16 protein-coding genes are annotated in these 15,366 nt (G+C 67.6%); 12 read left to right on the forward strand and 4 right to left on the reverse strand.

Annotated features, from left to right (window positions below):
- The 11 genes from NBE95_RS18605 (at position 1) to NBE95_RS18655 (ending at position 10,183) form a co-directional block, all read left to right on the forward strand.
- Positions 1-909, forward strand: a complete 909-nt coding sequence (locus tag NBE95_RS18605) for a LysR substrate-binding domain-containing protein (RefSeq protein WP_289896519.1) — start codon at positions 1-3, stop codon at positions 907-909.
- A 75-nt stretch (positions 910-984) separates the two neighbouring features.
- Complete coding sequence (locus tag NBE95_RS18610; RefSeq protein ID WP_289896520.1) at positions 985-1,818, forward strand: PaaX family transcriptional regulator C-terminal domain-containing protein; 834 nt, start codon at positions 985-987, stop codon at positions 1,816-1,818.
- 160 nt (positions 1,819-1,978) lie between these two features.
- On the forward strand, positions 1,979-3,184 hold the full coding sequence (gene pcaF, locus NBE95_RS18615; protein ID WP_289896521.1) for a 3-oxoadipyl-CoA thiolase: 1,206 nt from the start codon (positions 1,979-1,981) through the stop codon (positions 3,182-3,184).
- Between the two features lie 19 nt (positions 3,185-3,203).
- The gene (gene paaA / locus NBE95_RS18620) at positions 3,204-4,193 is read left to right on the forward strand and encodes a 1,2-phenylacetyl-CoA epoxidase subunit PaaA (protein ID WP_019352084.1); all 990 of its coding nucleotides are present in this window, start codon (positions 3,204-3,206) and stop codon (positions 4,191-4,193) included.
- A gap of 55 nt (positions 4,194-4,248) precedes the next feature.
- Positions 4,249-4,533 (forward strand): 1,2-phenylacetyl-CoA epoxidase subunit PaaB, encoded by a 285-nt coding sequence (paaB, locus tag NBE95_RS18625; RefSeq protein WP_019352085.1) that lies wholly within the window; start codon positions 4,249-4,251, stop codon positions 4,531-4,533.
- A complete protein-coding gene (paaC, locus tag NBE95_RS18630; RefSeq protein ID WP_289896522.1) occupies positions 4,533-5,387 on the forward strand; it encodes a 1,2-phenylacetyl-CoA epoxidase subunit PaaC in 855 nt (284 codons plus the stop codon). Before paaB ends, paaC begins: the two co-directional genes overlap by 1 nt.
- Positions 5,388-5,392: 5 nt before the next feature.
- Positions 5,393-5,914 (forward strand): 1,2-phenylacetyl-CoA epoxidase subunit PaaD, encoded by a 522-nt coding sequence (paaD, locus tag NBE95_RS18635; RefSeq protein ID WP_289896523.1) that lies wholly within the window; start codon positions 5,393-5,395, stop codon positions 5,912-5,914.
- Positions 5,915-5,945: 31 nt separating this feature from the next.
- Positions 5,946-7,022, forward strand: a complete 1,077-nt coding sequence (paaE, locus tag NBE95_RS18640; protein ID WP_289896524.1) for a 1,2-phenylacetyl-CoA epoxidase subunit PaaE — start codon at positions 5,946-5,948, stop codon at positions 7,020-7,022.
- A 19-nt stretch (positions 7,023-7,041) separates the two neighbouring features.
- Positions 7,042-7,794: a Phenylacetic acid catabolic protein gene (locus NBE95_RS18645; RefSeq protein WP_289896525.1), complete on the forward strand. Its 753-nt coding sequence runs from the start codon at positions 7,042-7,044 to the stop codon at positions 7,792-7,794.
- A gap of 73 nt (positions 7,795-7,867) precedes the next feature.
- Positions 7,868-9,940 carry a phenylacetic acid degradation bifunctional protein PaaZ gene (gene paaZ / locus NBE95_RS18650; RefSeq protein ID WP_289896526.1) on the forward strand — a complete coding sequence of 691 codons (2,073 nt, stop codon included), beginning with the start codon at positions 7,868-7,870 and terminating at the stop codon, positions 9,938-9,940.
- A gap of 72 nt (positions 9,941-10,012) precedes the next feature.
- Positions 10,013-10,183, forward strand: coding sequence for a hypothetical protein (locus NBE95_RS18655; RefSeq protein ID WP_289895962.1), 171 nt, complete (start codon positions 10,013-10,015; stop codon positions 10,181-10,183).
- A 105-nt stretch (positions 10,184-10,288) separates the two neighbouring features.
- Here NBE95_RS18655 and NBE95_RS18660 read toward each other — a convergent pair whose 3' ends face one another.
- The 4 genes from NBE95_RS18660 to paaG form a co-directional block, all read right to left on the reverse strand.
- On the reverse strand, positions 10,289-10,888 hold the full coding sequence (locus tag NBE95_RS18660; protein ID WP_019352480.1) for a TetR/AcrR family transcriptional regulator: 600 nt from the start codon (positions 10,886-10,888) through the stop codon (positions 10,289-10,291).
- A gap of 129 nt (positions 10,889-11,017) precedes the next feature.
- Positions 11,018-12,328: a phenylacetate--CoA ligase PaaK gene (paaK, locus tag NBE95_RS18665; protein ID WP_289895963.1), complete on the reverse strand. Its 1,311-nt coding sequence runs from the start codon at positions 12,326-12,328 to the stop codon at positions 11,018-11,020.
- A gap of 28 nt (positions 12,329-12,356) precedes the next feature.
- Positions 12,357-12,821, reverse strand: a complete 465-nt coding sequence (paaI, locus tag NBE95_RS18670; RefSeq protein WP_289895964.1) for a hydroxyphenylacetyl-CoA thioesterase PaaI — start codon at positions 12,819-12,821, stop codon at positions 12,357-12,359.
- A complete protein-coding gene (paaG, locus tag NBE95_RS18675) occupies positions 12,818-13,606 on the reverse strand; it encodes a 2-(1,2-epoxy-1,2-dihydrophenyl)acetyl-CoA isomerase PaaG (RefSeq protein WP_289895965.1) in 789 nt (262 codons plus the stop codon). The genes paaI and paaG overlap by 4 nt, the downstream gene beginning before the upstream one ends.
- A 102-nt stretch (positions 13,607-13,708) precedes the next feature.
- Here paaG and paaN point away from each other — a divergent pair, with 102 nt between their 5' ends.
- Complete coding sequence (paaN, locus tag NBE95_RS18680; protein WP_289895966.1) at positions 13,709-15,358, forward strand: phenylacetic acid degradation protein PaaN; 1,650 nt, start codon at positions 13,709-13,711, stop codon at positions 15,356-15,358.
- The last annotated feature ends 8 nt before the right edge of the window (positions 15,359-15,366 follow it).

The following is a 15,366-nucleotide window of genomic DNA, read 5'->3' on the forward strand; positions in this document are numbered from 1 at the left end:
ATGACGACCGCCCCTCTGAACGCCCTGCGCGCCTTCGAGGCGGTGGCGCGGCTCGGCAGCTTCCGCGCCGCCTCCGAGGCGCTTTTCGTGACCCAGCCGGCGGTCAGCCACCAGATCCGGCATCTGGAGGAATGGTTGGGCGCGTCGCTGTTCGACCGCAGCGGCCGGGTGCCGCGGCTGCTGCCCCATGCCCAGGCCCTGGCCCGCGACCTGACGCTGGCCTTCGGTGGCATCGACGCGGCCTGCCGCCGGGCCCGCCACGCGCCCGCCGCCGATTTTCTGGTTGTCGCTGCCATCCCCTCGGTCGCGGTCTGCTGGCTGATCCCGCGCCTGCCGCGCTTTCGCGAAAGGCATCCCGAAGTGCAGTTGCGCGTCATCTACGCCCATCACGGCCACGAGATCGACTTCGGCGATGTGGACCTGGCGTTCACCTTTGCCGCCGCGCGGCCGATGGGCGCCGGCTTCCGCTCGGAACCGTTCCTGAGCGGGATCAGCGTTCCGGTCTGCAGCCCGGCGCTGCTGGATGGCGAGGCGGTCGAGAGCCTGACGCCGCAGCGGATGCTGGGCCTGGGCCTGCTGCATGACGCGGACCCGGCCGGGTGGCAGACCTGGCTGCGACGGGCGGGTCAGCCGCTGCCCGAAACGCTGCCCGGGCCGATCTTCGAGGATTTCAACCTGCTGCGCGCCGCCGCCCTGGCGGGGCAGGGGGTGGCGCTCTGCTCGTTGGCGATGGTCGCGCCGGACCTGGCCGAGGGCAGGCTGGTGCGGCTGTCGGATATCGCGGTGCTGGAGCAGTTCGACTATTACCTGACCCGATCCGACGCCGCGCCGCCGAACAGCGACCGCATCGAGGCCCGGCGGGTCTTCGTCGAATGGCTGATGGCCGAGCGGACGCAGATGATGCCCTGACATGTCACGCGACTGGCGAATACCGCCGGCTGTTTGTAATATATTGCCGCGGATGGGTCCGCAGGCGGAGAGATCATGTTCGACGGCAATCTGCTGGCCGGCATCCTGCGGGGGCTGGAACTGCGCTCGGCTTCCTTCATCGTCACCGTCTATGGCGATGTGGTGGTGCCGCGCGGCGGCGTCCTGTGGACTGGCACGCTGATCGAGATCTGCGCCCGTGTCGGTATCAGCGAGTCGCTGGTGCGCACCGCCGTCTCGCGCCTGGTCGCCGCCCATCGCCTGCGCGGCGAGCGTGCCGGGCGGCGCAGCTACTACCGGCTGGACGCCTCGGCCCGCAAGGAATTCGACCAGGCGGCCCGGCTGCTCTATGCGCCCGACCCGGTTTCGGAGGGCTGGCAGATCATCCATGCCCCGGCGATGACCGAGGATCAGGCCCGCCATCTGCGGCTGGGCCGCATGGGCGGCACGGTCTTCATCCGCCCCGATCGCGGCCAGGAACCGCCCGAGGGCGCGGTGGTCTTTCAGGCCCGGGACCCGGAGGCGGCTGCGGAACTGGCGCGCTACTGGGATCTGTCGGCGCTGCAGGGCCGCTATCTCGAGATGCTGGGCCGTTTCGGGGATGTGCTGGAGCCGGCGCGGCGTGGCGCGTTGCCGGACGAGACGGCGCTGGTGGTGCGCCTGTTGCTGGTCGAGGTCTATCGCAAGGTGTTGCTGCGCGATCCGCGCCTGCCGGCCCGCGTGCTGCCGCCAGACTGGCGCGGCGGCGCGGCGCGGGACCTGTTTCGCCGGCTCTATGCCGCCCTGTCGCCGGCGGCCGAGCGTCATATCGCCAGCCGCTTCGAGGGCGTGGATGGCTTCCTGCCGGCCAGAACGGCGGAAAGCGCCAACCGGATGGATGGAATGCTATGATGCAATATCATGATAAGAAAAGAAAATTTTACGGACGCGCAAAAACATCACAAGATGGGCGCAATTTTTTCTTCCGGTGTAATGTTTCTCGCGCTATAAGCTGACCAATCGGTCGGCGAATTGGGAGAATCGCCGGTTTTCCAAGGCAAAGGGAACAGGCATGCAGGAAGCCTTCATCTGCGACGCGGTGCGCACACCCATCGGGCGCTATGCCGGCGCGCTGGCCTCGGTCCGGGCGGACGATCTGGCGGCGATCCCGCTCAGGGCGCTGATGGAACGCAATCCGGGCGTGGACTGGTCGGCGGTGGACGACCTGATCTATGGCTGCGCCAACCAGGCCGGCGAGGACAACCGCAATGTCGGCCGCATGGCGGTGCTGCTGGCAGGGCTGCCGGTCGGCGTGCCGGCGACCACGGTGAACCGGCTTTGCGGCTCGGGCATGGATGCGGTCGGCATGGCGGCCCGCGCGATCAAGGCGGGCGATTGTGATTTCGTCATCGCCGGCGGGGTCGAGAGCATGACCCGCGCCCCCTTCGTGATGCCCAAGGCGGAAAGCGCGTTTTCCCGCTCGAACGCGGTTTATGACACCACCATCGGCTGGCGTTTCGTCAACCCGGCGATGAAGGCGCGGTTCGGCGTCGATTCGATGCCGCAGACCGCCGACAACGTCGCCGCCGATTTCGCTGTCAGCCGCGCCGACCAGGACGCTTTTGCCGCCCGGTCGCAGGCCCGCTGGGAAGCGGCGCAGGCGGCAGGGGTCTTTGCCGACGAGATCGTGCCCGTCACCATCCCGCAGAAGAAGGGCGAGCCCGTCGTCGTCGACACCGACGAGCATCCCCGCCCCGGCACCACGGCGGAAACGCTGGCGAAGCTCAAGGGCGTGAACGGCCCCGACCTGACGGTCACCGCCGGCAACGCCTCGGGGGTGAACGACGGCGCCGCGGCGCTGGCGATCCTGTCGGGCGAAGCCGCGAAGCGGCACGGCTTGGTGCCCAGGGCGCGCATCGTCGCCATGGCGGCGGCGGGGGTCGAGCCGCGCATCATGGGCATCGGCCCGGCGCCGGCGGCGAAAAAGGTGCTGGCGCGCGCGGGACTGACCATCGAGCAGATGGATGTGATAGAATTGAACGAGGCCTTCGCCAGCCAGGCGCTGGCGACCTTGCGCGATCTTGGCCTGCCCGACGACGCCGCCCACGTCAATCCGAACGGTGGCGCCATCGCGCTTGGCCATCCGCTTGGCATGTCGGGGGCCCGGCTTGTGACGACGGCGATGTATCAGTTGCATCGCACCGGCGGGCGCTATGCGCTCTGCACCATGTGCATCGGTGTGGGACAAGGGATCGCCATCATCATCGAACGCGTTTGATCCAGGGGAGGATCCAGCCATGTATGCCCAGCTCGTGAAATCCGAAGGCAGCAAGTCCCGTGAGGAGATGACGCCCGAGGAGCTTGCCTTCCAGGAACGCATCGACCGCGGCGAAAAGATCGAGCCCAAGGAATGGATGCCCGAGGGCTATCGCAAGACGCTGATCCGCCAGATCGGCCAGCACGCGCATAGCGAGATCGTCGGCCAGCTGCCCGAGGGCAACTGGATCACCCGCGCCCCCACGCTGGAGCGCAAGGCGATCCTGCTGGCCAAGGTGCAGGACGAGGCCGGGCATGGGCTGTATCTCTATTCGGCGGCCGAGACGTTGGGCGTCAGCCGCGACGAGCTGATGGAACTCTTGCATGCCGGCAAGATGAAGTATTCCTCGATCTTCAACTATCCGACGCTGACCTGGGCCGACATGGGCGCGGTCGGCTGGCTGGTCGATGGCGCGGCGATCATGAACCAGGTGCCGCTGCAAAGGACCAGCTACGGCCCCTATTCCCGCGCCATGATCCGCATCTGCAAGGAGGAGAGCTTCCACCAGCGCCAGGGCTACGCCATCATGATGAAGATGGCGCAGGGCACGCCGGCGCAGAAGCGCATGGCGCAGGATGCGCTGAACCGGCTGTGGTATCCCTCGCTGATGATGTTCGGGCCGTCCGACAAGGACTCGGTGCATTCCGCGCAGTCGATGGCGTGGAAGATCAAGATGAACACCAATGACGAGCTGCGGCAGAAATTCGTCGACCAGACCGTGCCGCAGGCGGAATATCTGGGCCTGACCGTGCCCGACCCGGACCTGAAATGGAACGAGGAGAAGGGCGGCTACGATTTCAGCGAGCCGGACTGGTCCGAGTTCTACGACGTTCTGGCCGGCAACGGGCCCTGCAACAAGGATCGGCTGGGCGCCCGCGTCAAGGCCTGGGAGGACGGCGCCTGGTTCCGCGACGCGCTGGTCGTCCATGCCGAGAAGGCCGCCGCCCGCCGGGCGCAGGCCGCCGAATAACCCGTCATCGCCAGGAACACGCGCCAGCCGCGCAACCAAGTTTAGGGAGAGAACCATGTCCAAGGAATGGCCGCTCTGGGAGATCTTCATCCGGGGTCAGCACGGGCTGAACCACCGCCATGTCGGCAGCCTGCATGCGCCCGACGCCGAAATGGCGATCATGAACGCCCGTGACGTCTATACGCGCCGCAACGAAGGCGTGTCGATCTGGGTCGTGCCCTCGGCGCAGATCACCGCCTCCAGCCCCTCGGACAAGGGGCCGCTGTTCGAGCCGTCGAACTCCAAGGTCTATCGCCATCCGACCTTCTTCGACATTCCCGACGAAGTGGGGCATATGTGATGCCGTCGCTGCCCGACATGAACACGCCCGAGGTGGCGGATCTGGCCCGGCGCAAGGCCGAAGCTCATCCGAACCATCCCGCCGCGCCGCAGCCCGATGCCGGGCAGGAGGCGTTCTTCGAGGCGCTGCTGCGCCTCGGCGACAGCACGCTGATCCTCGGCCATCGTGTGTCCGAATGGTGCGGCCACGCGCCGGCGCTGGAGGAGGACATCGCCCTGGCCAATGTGGCGCTGGACCTGATCGGCCAGACCCAACTGTGGCTGGGTCTGGCGGCCGAGGTCGAGGGGCAGGGCCGGACCGCCGACGACCTGGCCTATCTGCGCGACGCCTGGGATTTCCGCAACCTGTTGTTGGTCGAGCGTCCGAACGGCGATTTCGGCCATACGCTGATGCGGCAGTTCCTGTTCGACGCCTGGCACCACGAGCTGCTGAAGGGCCTGTCCGCATCCTCGGACCCGCGCGTGGCCGAGATCGCGGCCAAGGCGGCGAAAGAGGTGGCCTATCACCTGGAACGCTCGTCCGATCTGGTGGTGCGGCTGGGCGACGGCACCGAGGAAAGCCACCGCCGGATGCAGGAGGCGCTGGATGCGCTCTGGCCCTATACGGGCGAGATGTTCATCGGCGACGACAAGGATGCCCAAGTCGCGGCGCGCGGCATCTTCCCCGATCCGGCCAGCCTGCGCCCGGCATGGGACGAGACCCTGCGCCATGTGCTGGGCGAGGCGACGCTGCAGATCCCCGACAGCCCATTCGCGCACAAGGGCGGCAGGCAGGGCACCCATACCGAGCATCTGGGCTATATCCTTGCCGAGATGCAGTTCCTGCAGCGCGCCTATCCGGGCGCAAGCTGGTAACGGCCATGGCCGCCGCGACCCATCCCAGCGTCGAGGAAGTCTGGGGCTGGCTCTCCGAGGTTCCCGATCCGGAAATCCCGGTGCTCAGCCTGACCGACCTGGGCATCATCCGGGGCGTCGAATGGCAGGGCGACACGCTGGTCGTGAAGGTGACGCCGACCTATTCCGGCTGTCCCGCGACCAGCATCATCAACCTGGATATCGAGACCGCTCTGCGCGGCCACGGCATCGGCAAGCTGCGGCTGGAACGACAGATGTCGCCGCCCTGGACCACCGACTGGATCACGCCGGAGGGGCGGGAAAAGCTGCGCGCCTATGGCATCGCGCCCCCCATCGACGGCACGGCGGCGGACGGGCAGATCGCCGGGCGCATCGCCCGGATGACCGGCACGAACTTGACCATCGCCTGCCCGCGCTGCGGCTCGGCCAATACCGAAAAGATCAGCCAGTTCGGCTCGACCCCCTGCAAGGCGAGCTATCGCTGCAAGGACTGTCTGGAACCCTTCGACTATTTCAAATGCATCTGAGAATGCGCCCCGCTTCAGGAAGGATACCCACATGGCACGCTTCCACCCGCTGAAGGTCACCGATGTGCGCCGAGAGACGCGCGACTCGGTGGTCGTCACCCTTGCGCCCCGTGACGAGGACCGGGCGCTGTTCGACTTTACCCAAGGCCAGTATCTGACCTTCCGCCGCGAGTTCGATGGCGAGGAGCTGCGCCGCAGCTATTCGATCTGCGCCGGCAAGGACGAGGGCGCGCTGCGCGTCGGCATCAAGCGCGTCGATGGCGGGGCCTTCAGCACCTGGGCGAACGAGAACCTGGCGCCGGGCGACGAGATCGAGGCGATGCCGCCCATGGGCAAGTTCTACAGCGAGATAAACCCGGCCGCCGGGCGGCAGTACCTGGCCGTCGCCGCCGGCTCCGGCATCACCCCGATCCTGTCGATCATCAAGACGGTCCTGGCGCGCGAGTCGCGCTCGCAGTTCACGCTGGTCTATGCCAATCGCCAGATCAGCTCGATCATGTTCCGCGAAGAGCTGGAGGATCTGAAGAACCTCTATCTGGGCCGCTTCTCGGTGCTGCATGTGCTCAAGGCCGAGGCGCAGGAGATCGACCTGTTCACCGGCCGCATCGACGCGGGCAAGATGGCGGCGCTGTTCCAGCACTGGATCGACGCGAGCGCGCTGGACACCGCCTTCATCTGCGGCCCCGAGGGCATGATGCTGGCCGTGGCCGCGTCCTTGCGCGACCATGGGCTGCGCGACGACCAGATCAAGTTCGAGCTGTTCGCCAGCAGCCAGCCCGGCCGGGCCAAGGCCCGCGCCGTCTCGCGCGAGGCCGCGACGCAGGGCAACGGCACCGCCGCCACCGTGACGCTGGACGGCGCCACCCGCAATTTCCAGATGCCGCGCGAGGGCGAGACGATCCTGGACGCCGCCATCGCCAACCACATGGACGCGCCCTATTCCTGCAAGGCCGGGGTCTGCTCGACCTGCCGCTGCAAGGTGCTGGAGGGCGAGGTCGAGATGGCGGTGAACCACGCGCTGGAAGATTACGAGGTCCGGGCGGGCTATGTGCTGTCCTGCCAGGCCTATCCGGTCAGCGACCGGGTCGTCGTGACCTATGACGAATGACCGGACGGGAGGGGGAACCATGTCTGACACCATGAGCATCGAGGACTATCTGGCGCAGGGCGGCGTGCTGACCGCGCCGGGCAACGTGCCGGCCCGCTATCGCGGCGAGCTTTTGCGGCTGATGTCGTCTTTCGTGGACAGCGAACTGGCCGCCTCGGCCGGGTTCGCCAATGCGATCAACTTCGCGCCCGGCATCAAAGAGCGCATTGCGGCCAGCCGCATCACCCTGGAAAAGGCCGACCACGCCGAGCAGGTGCTGGCGGTGATGGGTGATTTCGGCACCGATGTCATGCGCTACCAGACCAGTCACGACTGGGCCGCCCGCGTCGCGCGCGAGGCCGATCTGGGCGCGGCGCGCCGGCCCGGCGACATGCGGCTGTCGGTGTTCCACTATCCGATCGCCGGCTGGACCGATGCGGTGGTGATGAACGTGCTGCAGGGCCTGGCGACCGGGGTGCAGATGACCGAGCTGACCCGCGTCTCCTACGGCCCGCTGGCCGAGGTCTTCCGGCAGATCGCCCCGCGCGAGGCCCGCCATGCCCAGCTGGGGCTGGAAGGGCTGGAACGCATCGCCGCCACCCCGAAGGGCAAGGCCGAGATTCTGGCGGCGCTGGATTATTGGCGGCCGCGCGTCGCGGCGGGCTTCGGCCTGTCGCAATCGGCACGGCACGAAATGCTGCGCCGCCTTGGCCTGCGCCACCAGCCGAACGAGGCGTTGCTGGCGCGATGGGAAGCCCAGGTGCAGGACGAACTGGCCCGGCTGGGCCTGTAGGATGGCGGGCGGCGGGGGACAGGCCCCGCGCCTTGCCGGCAAAAACGCGACCGGAAACGCGAAGGAAACGCACATGAACGCAGTCACCCGCAACCCGCGCCGCCTGGAAAGCTATGTTTGCGGCGGCTGGACGCCCGGCTCGGGCGAAGGCCAGGCGCTGCTGGACGCCGCCACCGGCGAACCGGTGGCGCTGATCGACTCGACCGGGCTGGATTTCGCCGCCGCGCTGGCGCATGGCCGCGAGGTCGCCGGGCCGGCATTGCGCCGCATGTCCTTTCACGAGCGTGCGGCGATGCTCAAGGCCCTGGGCCAGGCGCTGATGGCGCAGAAGGAAGAGTTCTACGCCGAAAGTCTGCATACCGGCGCCACCCGCACCGACGGCTGGGTCGATATCGAGGGGGGGATCGGCACCATGCTGACCTATGCCTCGAAGGGCCGGCGCGAACTGCCGAACACCCGCGTGCTGACCGATGGCGATATCGAGCCGCTGTCGCGCGACCATACCTTCAGCGCCCAGCATATCCTGTCGCCGCTGCAGGGCGTGGCGGTGCATATCAACGCCTTCAACTTCCCGATCTGGGGGATGCTGGAAAAGATCGCGCCGACGCTGCTGGCCGGGGTGCCCTGCCTGGTGAAGCCCGCCAGCCAGACCGCCTATCTGACCGAATTGATGGTGCGGCGCATCGTCGAGACCGGCATCCTGCCCGAAGGCGCGCTGCAGCTGATCTGCGGCTCGGTCGGCGATCTGCTGGACCATGTCACCGGACAGGACGCGGTGACCTTCACCGGCTCGGCCTGGACCGGGCGCAAGCTGAAGGCGCATCCGGCGGTCATTGCCAATTCCGTGCGCTTCACCATGGAGGCGGACAGCCTGAACGCCTCGATCCTGGGTCCGGACGCCGTGGCGGGCACGCCCGAGTTCGACCTGTTCGTGAAGGAGGTCGCGCGCGAGATGACGGTGAAGGCGGGGCAGAAATGCACCGCGATCCGCCGGGTGATCGCGCCGCGCGCGCAGGTGCAGGCGCTGGTCGCGGCGCTGGGGGAACGGCTGGGCAAGACCGCGCTCGGCCTGCCGGGCGAGGAAGCCACCCGCATGGGTCCGCTGGCCAGCCTCGATCAGCGGCAGGAGGTGCGCGAGCGCATCCGCGAGTTGCAGGCCGTGGCCGAGATCGTGGCCGGCGACCCCGGGGAGGTGCGCCTGGCTTCCGGCGATGCCGGCAAGGGCGCCTTCCTGAACCCGGTGCTGATGTATGCCGAAAAGCCCTTCGCGGCCGCCGCCGTGCATGAGGTCGAGGCTTTCGGCCCCGTCTCCACCGTCATGCCCTATGACGACCTGGACGAGGCGATCCGGTTGACCCGGCTGGGCAAAGGCTCGCTGGTTTCCTCGGTCTTCACCGACGATCCCCGGGTGGCCGAGGAGGTGGTGCTGGGTGTCGCGCCCTTCCACGGCCGGGTGCTGATCGGCAACCGTGCCTCGGCCAAAAGCTCGACCGGTCACGGCTCGCCCCTGGCACCGCTGGTCCATGGCGGGCCGGGCCGCGCCGGCGGCGGCGAGGAGATGGGCGGCATCCGCGGCGTCAAGCATTACATGCAGCGCACGGCGGTGCAGGGCACGCCGCGGCTGCTGTCGGCCGTCACCGGCCGCTGGATCGAGGGCGCCGATGCGCAGCAGGGCATGCATCCCTTCCGCAAGTCGCTGGCCGAGCTGCGCATCGGCGACCAGCTGGTCACGGCGACGCGCACCATCACCCGCGAGGATGTCGAGCATTTCGCGCATTTCACCGGCGACACCTTCTATGCCCATATGGACGAGGCGGCGGCCAAGGCGAATCCGTTCTTCGACGACCGCGTGGCGCATGGCTATCTGATCGCCAGCTTTGCGGCCGGCCTGTTCGTCGAGCCGAACCCCGGCCCGGTGCTGGCCAATTACGGCGTGGACAACCTGCGCTTCCTGACCCCGGTCTATTTCGGCGACACGCTGCAGGTGCGGCTGACCTGCAAGGAGATCAACCCGCGCGAGAATGCCGAGCATGGCGAGGTGCGTTGGGACTGCCAGGTCACCAACCAGAAGGACGAGGTCGTGGCGCAATACGACGTGCTGACCATGGTGGCCAAGGAATGGCCGCTGGCGCGGGCGGCGGAATAAGCCGGAAAGGCGGGGCGGTGCTTCGGGATCGCCCCTCCCTTCCGAAATTGCGATCGACGCCGCCCGGCCATCATGATCGACCTCTCCGATCCAGATCCGGCTGAAATCGACGCTGTTTTTGACGAATGCCTCGACCTTCGCGCTATGCTGCCCCCGCTGTCGAAGATATGCGGTCGAAACGGTCATGAAAGACGGCTGCTCGGGGGTGAGCACCCGGTTCTATCGCTGTTCCCGCCAAGATGACAGGCTGCCGGCTTGCCTTGCGGTTTCCTGCCAGCGCCGCGAACGGCAGCGGTTGCCGCCTTGGCCAAGATCAAAAGCGGGATGGCGGTGCCGGGTCTTGCCGCGTCACCGCACCGCCTTGATCCCCTCCAGGATCAGGGTGGTCGCCACGTCGGCGTAATCCTCGCGCGTGATGCGGCCGCCGTCGCGGAACCACATGTAGACCCAGTTCATCATGCCGAACAGCGACATGGTGACCGGGGTCAGCAACGGGCGCTGCGGGTTGTCGAGGTCGGGATTGATCTGGCGCAGGACCACGGCGAAACGCTTGACGATATGCCGCTCGACGCCAAGGATCTCGGTTTTCTGCTCGTCCGACAGGGCCGAGGTGGCGTTCAGCTGCACCTTGTGCTGGTTGTCGGCGCCGCGATAGCTCTCAAGCACCGTGCCCACCAGCCGGCGCAGTCGCTGCTGCGGCGGCAGGGTGGGGTCGTCGGCCGCCTCGATGGCGGCGTCCAGCTCCTGCAGATGGGTGATGATGATCGCGAAGATCAGCGCATCCTTGCTGGGATAATAGTGGTAAAGCAGTGCCTTGGAGATCTGGCCATGCGCCGCGATCTGCGACATCGAGGCCTTTTCCATCCCCTGCTCGGCAAAGACCGCGGCCGCGCTGTCAAGGATGCCGCGCCGCTTTTCCTCGAAATCAACCGCTCGGGTGCGAGCCATGGGTTCCTCTTTGCATCGCGTGCCCGCCTGATGAATTGACGGGAAAAATCAGGGGGGCGCGAGCCCCCCTTGCTTGCGTTTAGCGGTTTTGCGCCGCCCTGTCACGGGCAGCGCCTCGCCGCGCTTGCGTCATTCCTTGGGGCGGTTGTCGATGACGCGCTTGGCCTTGCCCTCGGAGCGGGCGATGGTGTCGGGATCCTGCACCTCGATCCGGGTCGAGACGCCGACCACGCTCTTGATGTGATGCGCCAGCACCTTGGCCGAGGCGGCGCGGGCATCGGCATCGGCCATCGCGGGCGCGCATTCGACATGGACGGTCATGGTGTCCATGCGCCCGGCGCGGGTCAGCTCGATCTGGAAATGCGGGGCCAGGCCGTCGCATTTCAGGATCTGTTCCTCGATCTGGGTCGGGAAGACGTTGACGCCGCGCAGGATGATCATGTCGTCGCTGCGGCCGGTGATCTTCTCGATCCGCCGCATGGAGCGCGCGGTCCCGGGCAAGAGCCGGGTCAGGTCGCGGGTGCGGTAGCGCACCATCGGCAGCCCTTCCTTGGTCAGCGTGGTGAAGACCAGCTCGCCCAGCTCGCCATCGGGCAGCACCTCGCCGGTCACCGGGTCGATGATTTCGGGATAGAAATGGTCTTCCCAGATATGCAGCCCGTCCTTGGTCTCGACGCATTCCATGGCGACGCCGGGGCCCATGACCTCGCTGAGGCCGTAGATGTCGACGGCGTGCATGTCGAAGGCTTCCTCGATTTCCTCGCGCATGGCGTTGGTCCAGGGCTCGGCGCCGAAGATGCCGATCTCCAGCGAGGATTCGCGCGGGTCGAGGCCCTGGCGGCGGAACTCGTCCAGGATCGACAGCATGTAGCTGGGCGTCACCATGATGATGCGCGGCTTGAAGTCGTTGATCAGCGTCACCTGCCGCTCGGTCATGCCGCCGGACATCGGCACCACGGTGCAGCCCAGCCGCTCGGCCCCGTAATGCGCGCCCAGTCCCCCGGTGAACAGCCCATAACCATAGGCGTTGTGCAACATGTCGCCGGTCCGGCCGCCGGCGGCACGGATCGAGCGGGCGATCAGGTTCGCCCAATGGTCGATATCGGCCTGGGTATAGCCCACCACCGTCGGCTTGCCGGTGGTGCCGGACGAGCCGTGGATGCGCACCAGCCGGGACTGCGGCACGGCGAACATCCCGAAGGGATAGGTGTCGCGCAAGTCCTGCTTGACCGTGAAGGGGAATTTCGCGATGTCGCGGAGCGACTTCAGATCCTCGGGATGCACGTCGTGCTCGATGAAGCGCTTGCGGTAGAACGGCGAGTTCTCGAAGGCATGTTTCAGCGACCGCTTCATGCGGTGGAACTGCAGCGCCTCGATTTCGTCGCGCGAGGCGGTCTCGATCGGGTCGAGATCCTTTCGGTTGGGGGACAGGTCTTGCATGGTTTCCTCCCTTGCGATGCGGGTCCGGTCAGGCTTCGACCGGCAGGTGGGTGCCTTTGACGGTGCGCGAATGGCCGCGGAATTCGGCCACATGCTCGCCGTCCTGATTGGTGATGCGGATGTCGTAGATGCCCGAACGGCCGCGGCGCGACACCTCGCGCGCCTCGGCCGTCAGCCGGTCGCCGATGCGGCCGGGGATCAGGTAGGTGATCGAGCAATGCTGGGCCACGACCAACTGATTGTAGCTGTTGCAGGCGAAGGCGAAGGCGCTGTCGGCCAGGGTGAAGATATAGCCGCCGTGACAATTGCCGTGCCCGTTCGACATCGCCTCGGTGATGGTCATCGACAGCGTCGCCTGGCCGGGCGCGATGTGGTCGAGGCTCATGCCGAGCCGCTGGCTGGCGGAATCGTCGTTCCACATCGCTTTTGCCGAAGCCTCGGCCAGCTCCTGCGGGGTCATCTGCGGGACGGGTTTCACGGCGGCGTCCTTCATTGTCCCTTGAACTCCGGCTTGCGCTTTTCGAGGAAGGCGGTGACGCCCTCGACATAATCGGCGCTGCGGCCGGCCTCGCGCTGGCAGTCGCGCTCCAGGTCGAGTTGCTGGTCGAGGCTGTTCGTGGCGGCGGCCTGGATCAGCCGCTTGGTCAGGCCAAGGCCCAGCGTCGGCCCCGCCGCCAGAGCGGCGGCCAGCGCCCGGGCCTCGGGCAGCAGCGCCTCGTCCTCGACCGCCTTCCAGATCAGGCCCCAGTCGGCGGCCGTTGCGGCCGGCAACGGCTCGGCCAGCAGGGTCAGCGCCTTGGCGCGCGGCTCGCCCAGGATGCGGGTCAGGTTGAAGCTGCCGCTGGCATCCGGGATCAGGCCGATCTTGGAAAACGCCTGCACGAACTTCGCCGATTTCGCCGCCAGCACGATGTCGCAGGCAATGGCGATATTGGCGCCGGCGCCGGCGGCGACGCCGTTCACGGCGCAGACGACCGGCTTTTCCAGGCTGCGAATCAGCCGCAGGGTGGGGTTGTAGAAGGTCTCGAGCGTCTGCCCCAGATCCGGCGCGGGGCCGCCCTTGCGCGGGTCGCGGTCGCCCAGGTCCTGCCCGGCGCAGAAGCCGCGGCCCGCACCGGTCAGCAAAACCGCGCGCACCTGCGAATCATCATGGGCGCGCTGGAATCCGGCGCGCAGCGCCAGATGCATTTCCTCGTTGAATGCGTTAAGCTTTTCCGGCCGGTTGAGCGTCAGCGTCAACACACCGTCGGCAAGAGACGCAAGCACGGTATCCGTCATTCGTGAACTCCCTTGCCCCAGAATTTTTGGGGTCCTCGAAGATTCATGTTGCATAAACCGACCGGCCGGTCAATGATAATCTCCAGTCCAGGGAGGGATAGCATGACCGCGTTTTTCGACCACCACCGGCCGATGCTCGATGCCGCGCTTCGGGCTTTGCACAGTCGCGCATTCTGGACTCCTTTTCCCGAAATCCCTAGCGGCAAGATCTATGGCGAAACCGCGCGCGAGGACGGGGCTTCCGGCTTCGAGGCCTTGCTGGGCAAGCCCTTCGACCTGCCGGGCCATCCCGAGGAGACCCGACTGGGCGCCGAGGAATCGCCCTATGGCCGCGCGCTGGGGATCAGCTATCCGGCTGCCGCGCCGCAAACGCTGATCGCGGCGGCGCAGGCGGCGGCGCCGGCCCTGGCCGAGGCCGGGGTCGAGGCCCGAATCGGTGCCTGTCTGGAAGCGCTGGTGCGGCTGAACCGGGCGAGCTTCCTGATGGGGAACGCGGTGATGCACACCACAGGGCAGGCCTTTGCCATGGCCTTCCAGGCGGGGGGGCCGCACGCCCAGGATCGTGGGCTGGAAGCCGTTGCCATGGCATGGGAGGAAATGTCCCGCTTCCCGGCCGAGGCGCGTTGGGAAAAGCCGCAGGGAAAGGCCGCGCCGCTGCTGATCGAGAAGCATTGGTCGCTGGTGCCTGCCGGGCTGGCCCTGGCCATCGGCTGCAATACCTTCCCGACCTGGAATTCCTATCCCGGCATCTTCGCCAGCCTGGCGACCGGCAACCCGGTGATCGTGAAGCCGCATCCCGCCGCCATTCTGCCGCTGGCGCTGGCGGTGCGCACCCTGCGCGAGGTGCTGACCGAGGTCGGGCTGCCGGCCGATTCGGTGCTGCTGGCGGTGGATACGCCGGAAGCTCCGGCCGCCGCGCATCTGGCCACCGACCCGGCGGTCAGGCTGATCGACTATACCGGCTCGAACGCCTTCGGCGCCTGGCTGCGCCAGAACGCCCGGCAGGCGCAGCTGTTCACCGAGGAGGCCGGCGTGAACAGCGTCGCCATCGCCGCGACCGAGGATTTCACCGGCATGTGCGAGAACCTGGCCTTCTCGCTGGCGCTGTATTCGGGACAGATGTGCACCTCGCCGCAGAACATCTACGTGCCCGAGGCCGGGATCGACACCGACCAGGGCCGCAAGAGTTTCGACGAGGTGGCGGCGGCGCTGGCCGCGGCCATCGACGGGCTGCTGGCCGATCCGGCGCGGGCCGCGGGGGTCTGCGGCGCCATCGCCAACCCGGCGACGCTGGAGCGGGTGCAGCAGGCGCGGGGATTGGGCCGGATCGTGCGCGATTCGCATCCCGTGGGGCAGGGGCGCAGCGCCGCGCCGCTGCTGCTGGCCATGCGCGACGGCGACGCGGCGGTCGAGGGCGAATGGTTCGGCCCCATCGCCTTCGTCATCGCGGTGCCGGATGCGGCGGCCGGCATCGCCCGCGCCGCCGACCTGGCGCGGCGCAAGGGCGCGATCACCGCTGCGCTTTACGACACCGATGCGGCGCGCGTTGGCGCGGCCGCACGCGCCTTTGCGCAGGCCGGCGTCAACCTGTCGGTCAACCTGACCGGCAACATCTTTGTCAACCAGTCGGCGGCCTTCAGCGATTTCCACGTTACCGGGGCCAACCCGGCCGGGAATGCCAGCCTGACCGACACCGCCTTCGTCGCCAGCCGGTTCCGTCGCGCCATGTGGCGGCGTCCTGTGGCGGCCTGACCGTTTCA

Origin of the sequence: Paracoccus sp. TOH (assembly GCF_030388245.1) — a bacterium.
In the GTDB taxonomy this organism is placed as follows: Bacteria; Pseudomonadota; Alphaproteobacteria; order Rhodobacterales; family Rhodobacteraceae; genus Paracoccus; species Paracoccus simplex.

Excerpts from the sequence above, each read along its gene's own strand:
- NBE95_RS18605 (WP_289896519.1), top strand. The coding sequence starts at position 1 with ATGACGACCGCCCCTCTGAACGCCCTGCGCGCCTTCGAGGCGGTGGCG.
- NBE95_RS18610 (WP_289896520.1), top strand. The coding sequence starts at position 985 with ATGTTCGACGGCAATCTGCTGGCCGGCATCCTGCGGGGGCTGGAACTG.
- pcaF (WP_289896521.1), top strand. The coding sequence starts at position 1,979 with ATGCAGGAAGCCTTCATCTGCGACGCGGTGCGCACACCCATCGGGCGC.
- paaA (WP_019352084.1), top strand. The coding sequence starts at position 3,204 with ATGTATGCCCAGCTCGTGAAATCCGAAGGCAGCAAGTCCCGTGAGGAG.
- paaB (WP_019352085.1), top strand. The coding sequence starts at position 4,249 with ATGTCCAAGGAATGGCCGCTCTGGGAGATCTTCATCCGGGGTCAGCAC.
- paaC (WP_289896522.1), top strand. The coding sequence starts at position 4,533 with ATGCCGTCGCTGCCCGACATGAACACGCCCGAGGTGGCGGATCTGGCC.
- paaD (WP_289896523.1), top strand. The coding sequence starts at position 5,393 with ATGGCCGCCGCGACCCATCCCAGCGTCGAGGAAGTCTGGGGCTGGCTC.
- paaE (WP_289896524.1), top strand. The coding sequence starts at position 5,946 with ATGGCACGCTTCCACCCGCTGAAGGTCACCGATGTGCGCCGAGAGACG.
- NBE95_RS18645 (WP_289896525.1), top strand. The coding sequence starts at position 7,042 with ATGTCTGACACCATGAGCATCGAGGACTATCTGGCGCAGGGCGGCGTG.
- paaZ (WP_289896526.1), top strand. The coding sequence starts at position 7,868 with ATGAACGCAGTCACCCGCAACCCGCGCCGCCTGGAAAGCTATGTTTGC.
- NBE95_RS18655 (WP_289895962.1), top strand. The coding sequence starts at position 10,013 with ATGATCGACCTCTCCGATCCAGATCCGGCTGAAATCGACGCTGTTTTT.
- NBE95_RS18660 (WP_019352480.1), bottom strand. The coding sequence starts at position 10,888 with ATGGCTCGCACCCGAGCGGTTGATTTCGAGGAAAAGCGGCGCGGCATC.
- paaK (WP_289895963.1), bottom strand. The coding sequence starts at position 12,328 with ATGCAAGACCTGTCCCCCAACCGAAAGGATCTCGACCCGATCGAGACC.
- paaI (WP_289895964.1), bottom strand. The coding sequence starts at position 12,821 with ATGAAGGACGCCGCCGTGAAACCCGTCCCGCAGATGACCCCGCAGGAG.
- paaG (WP_289895965.1), bottom strand. The coding sequence starts at position 13,606 with ATGACGGATACCGTGCTTGCGTCTCTTGCCGACGGTGTGTTGACGCTG.
- paaN (WP_289895966.1), top strand. The coding sequence starts at position 13,709 with ATGACCGCGTTTTTCGACCACCACCGGCCGATGCTCGATGCCGCGCTT.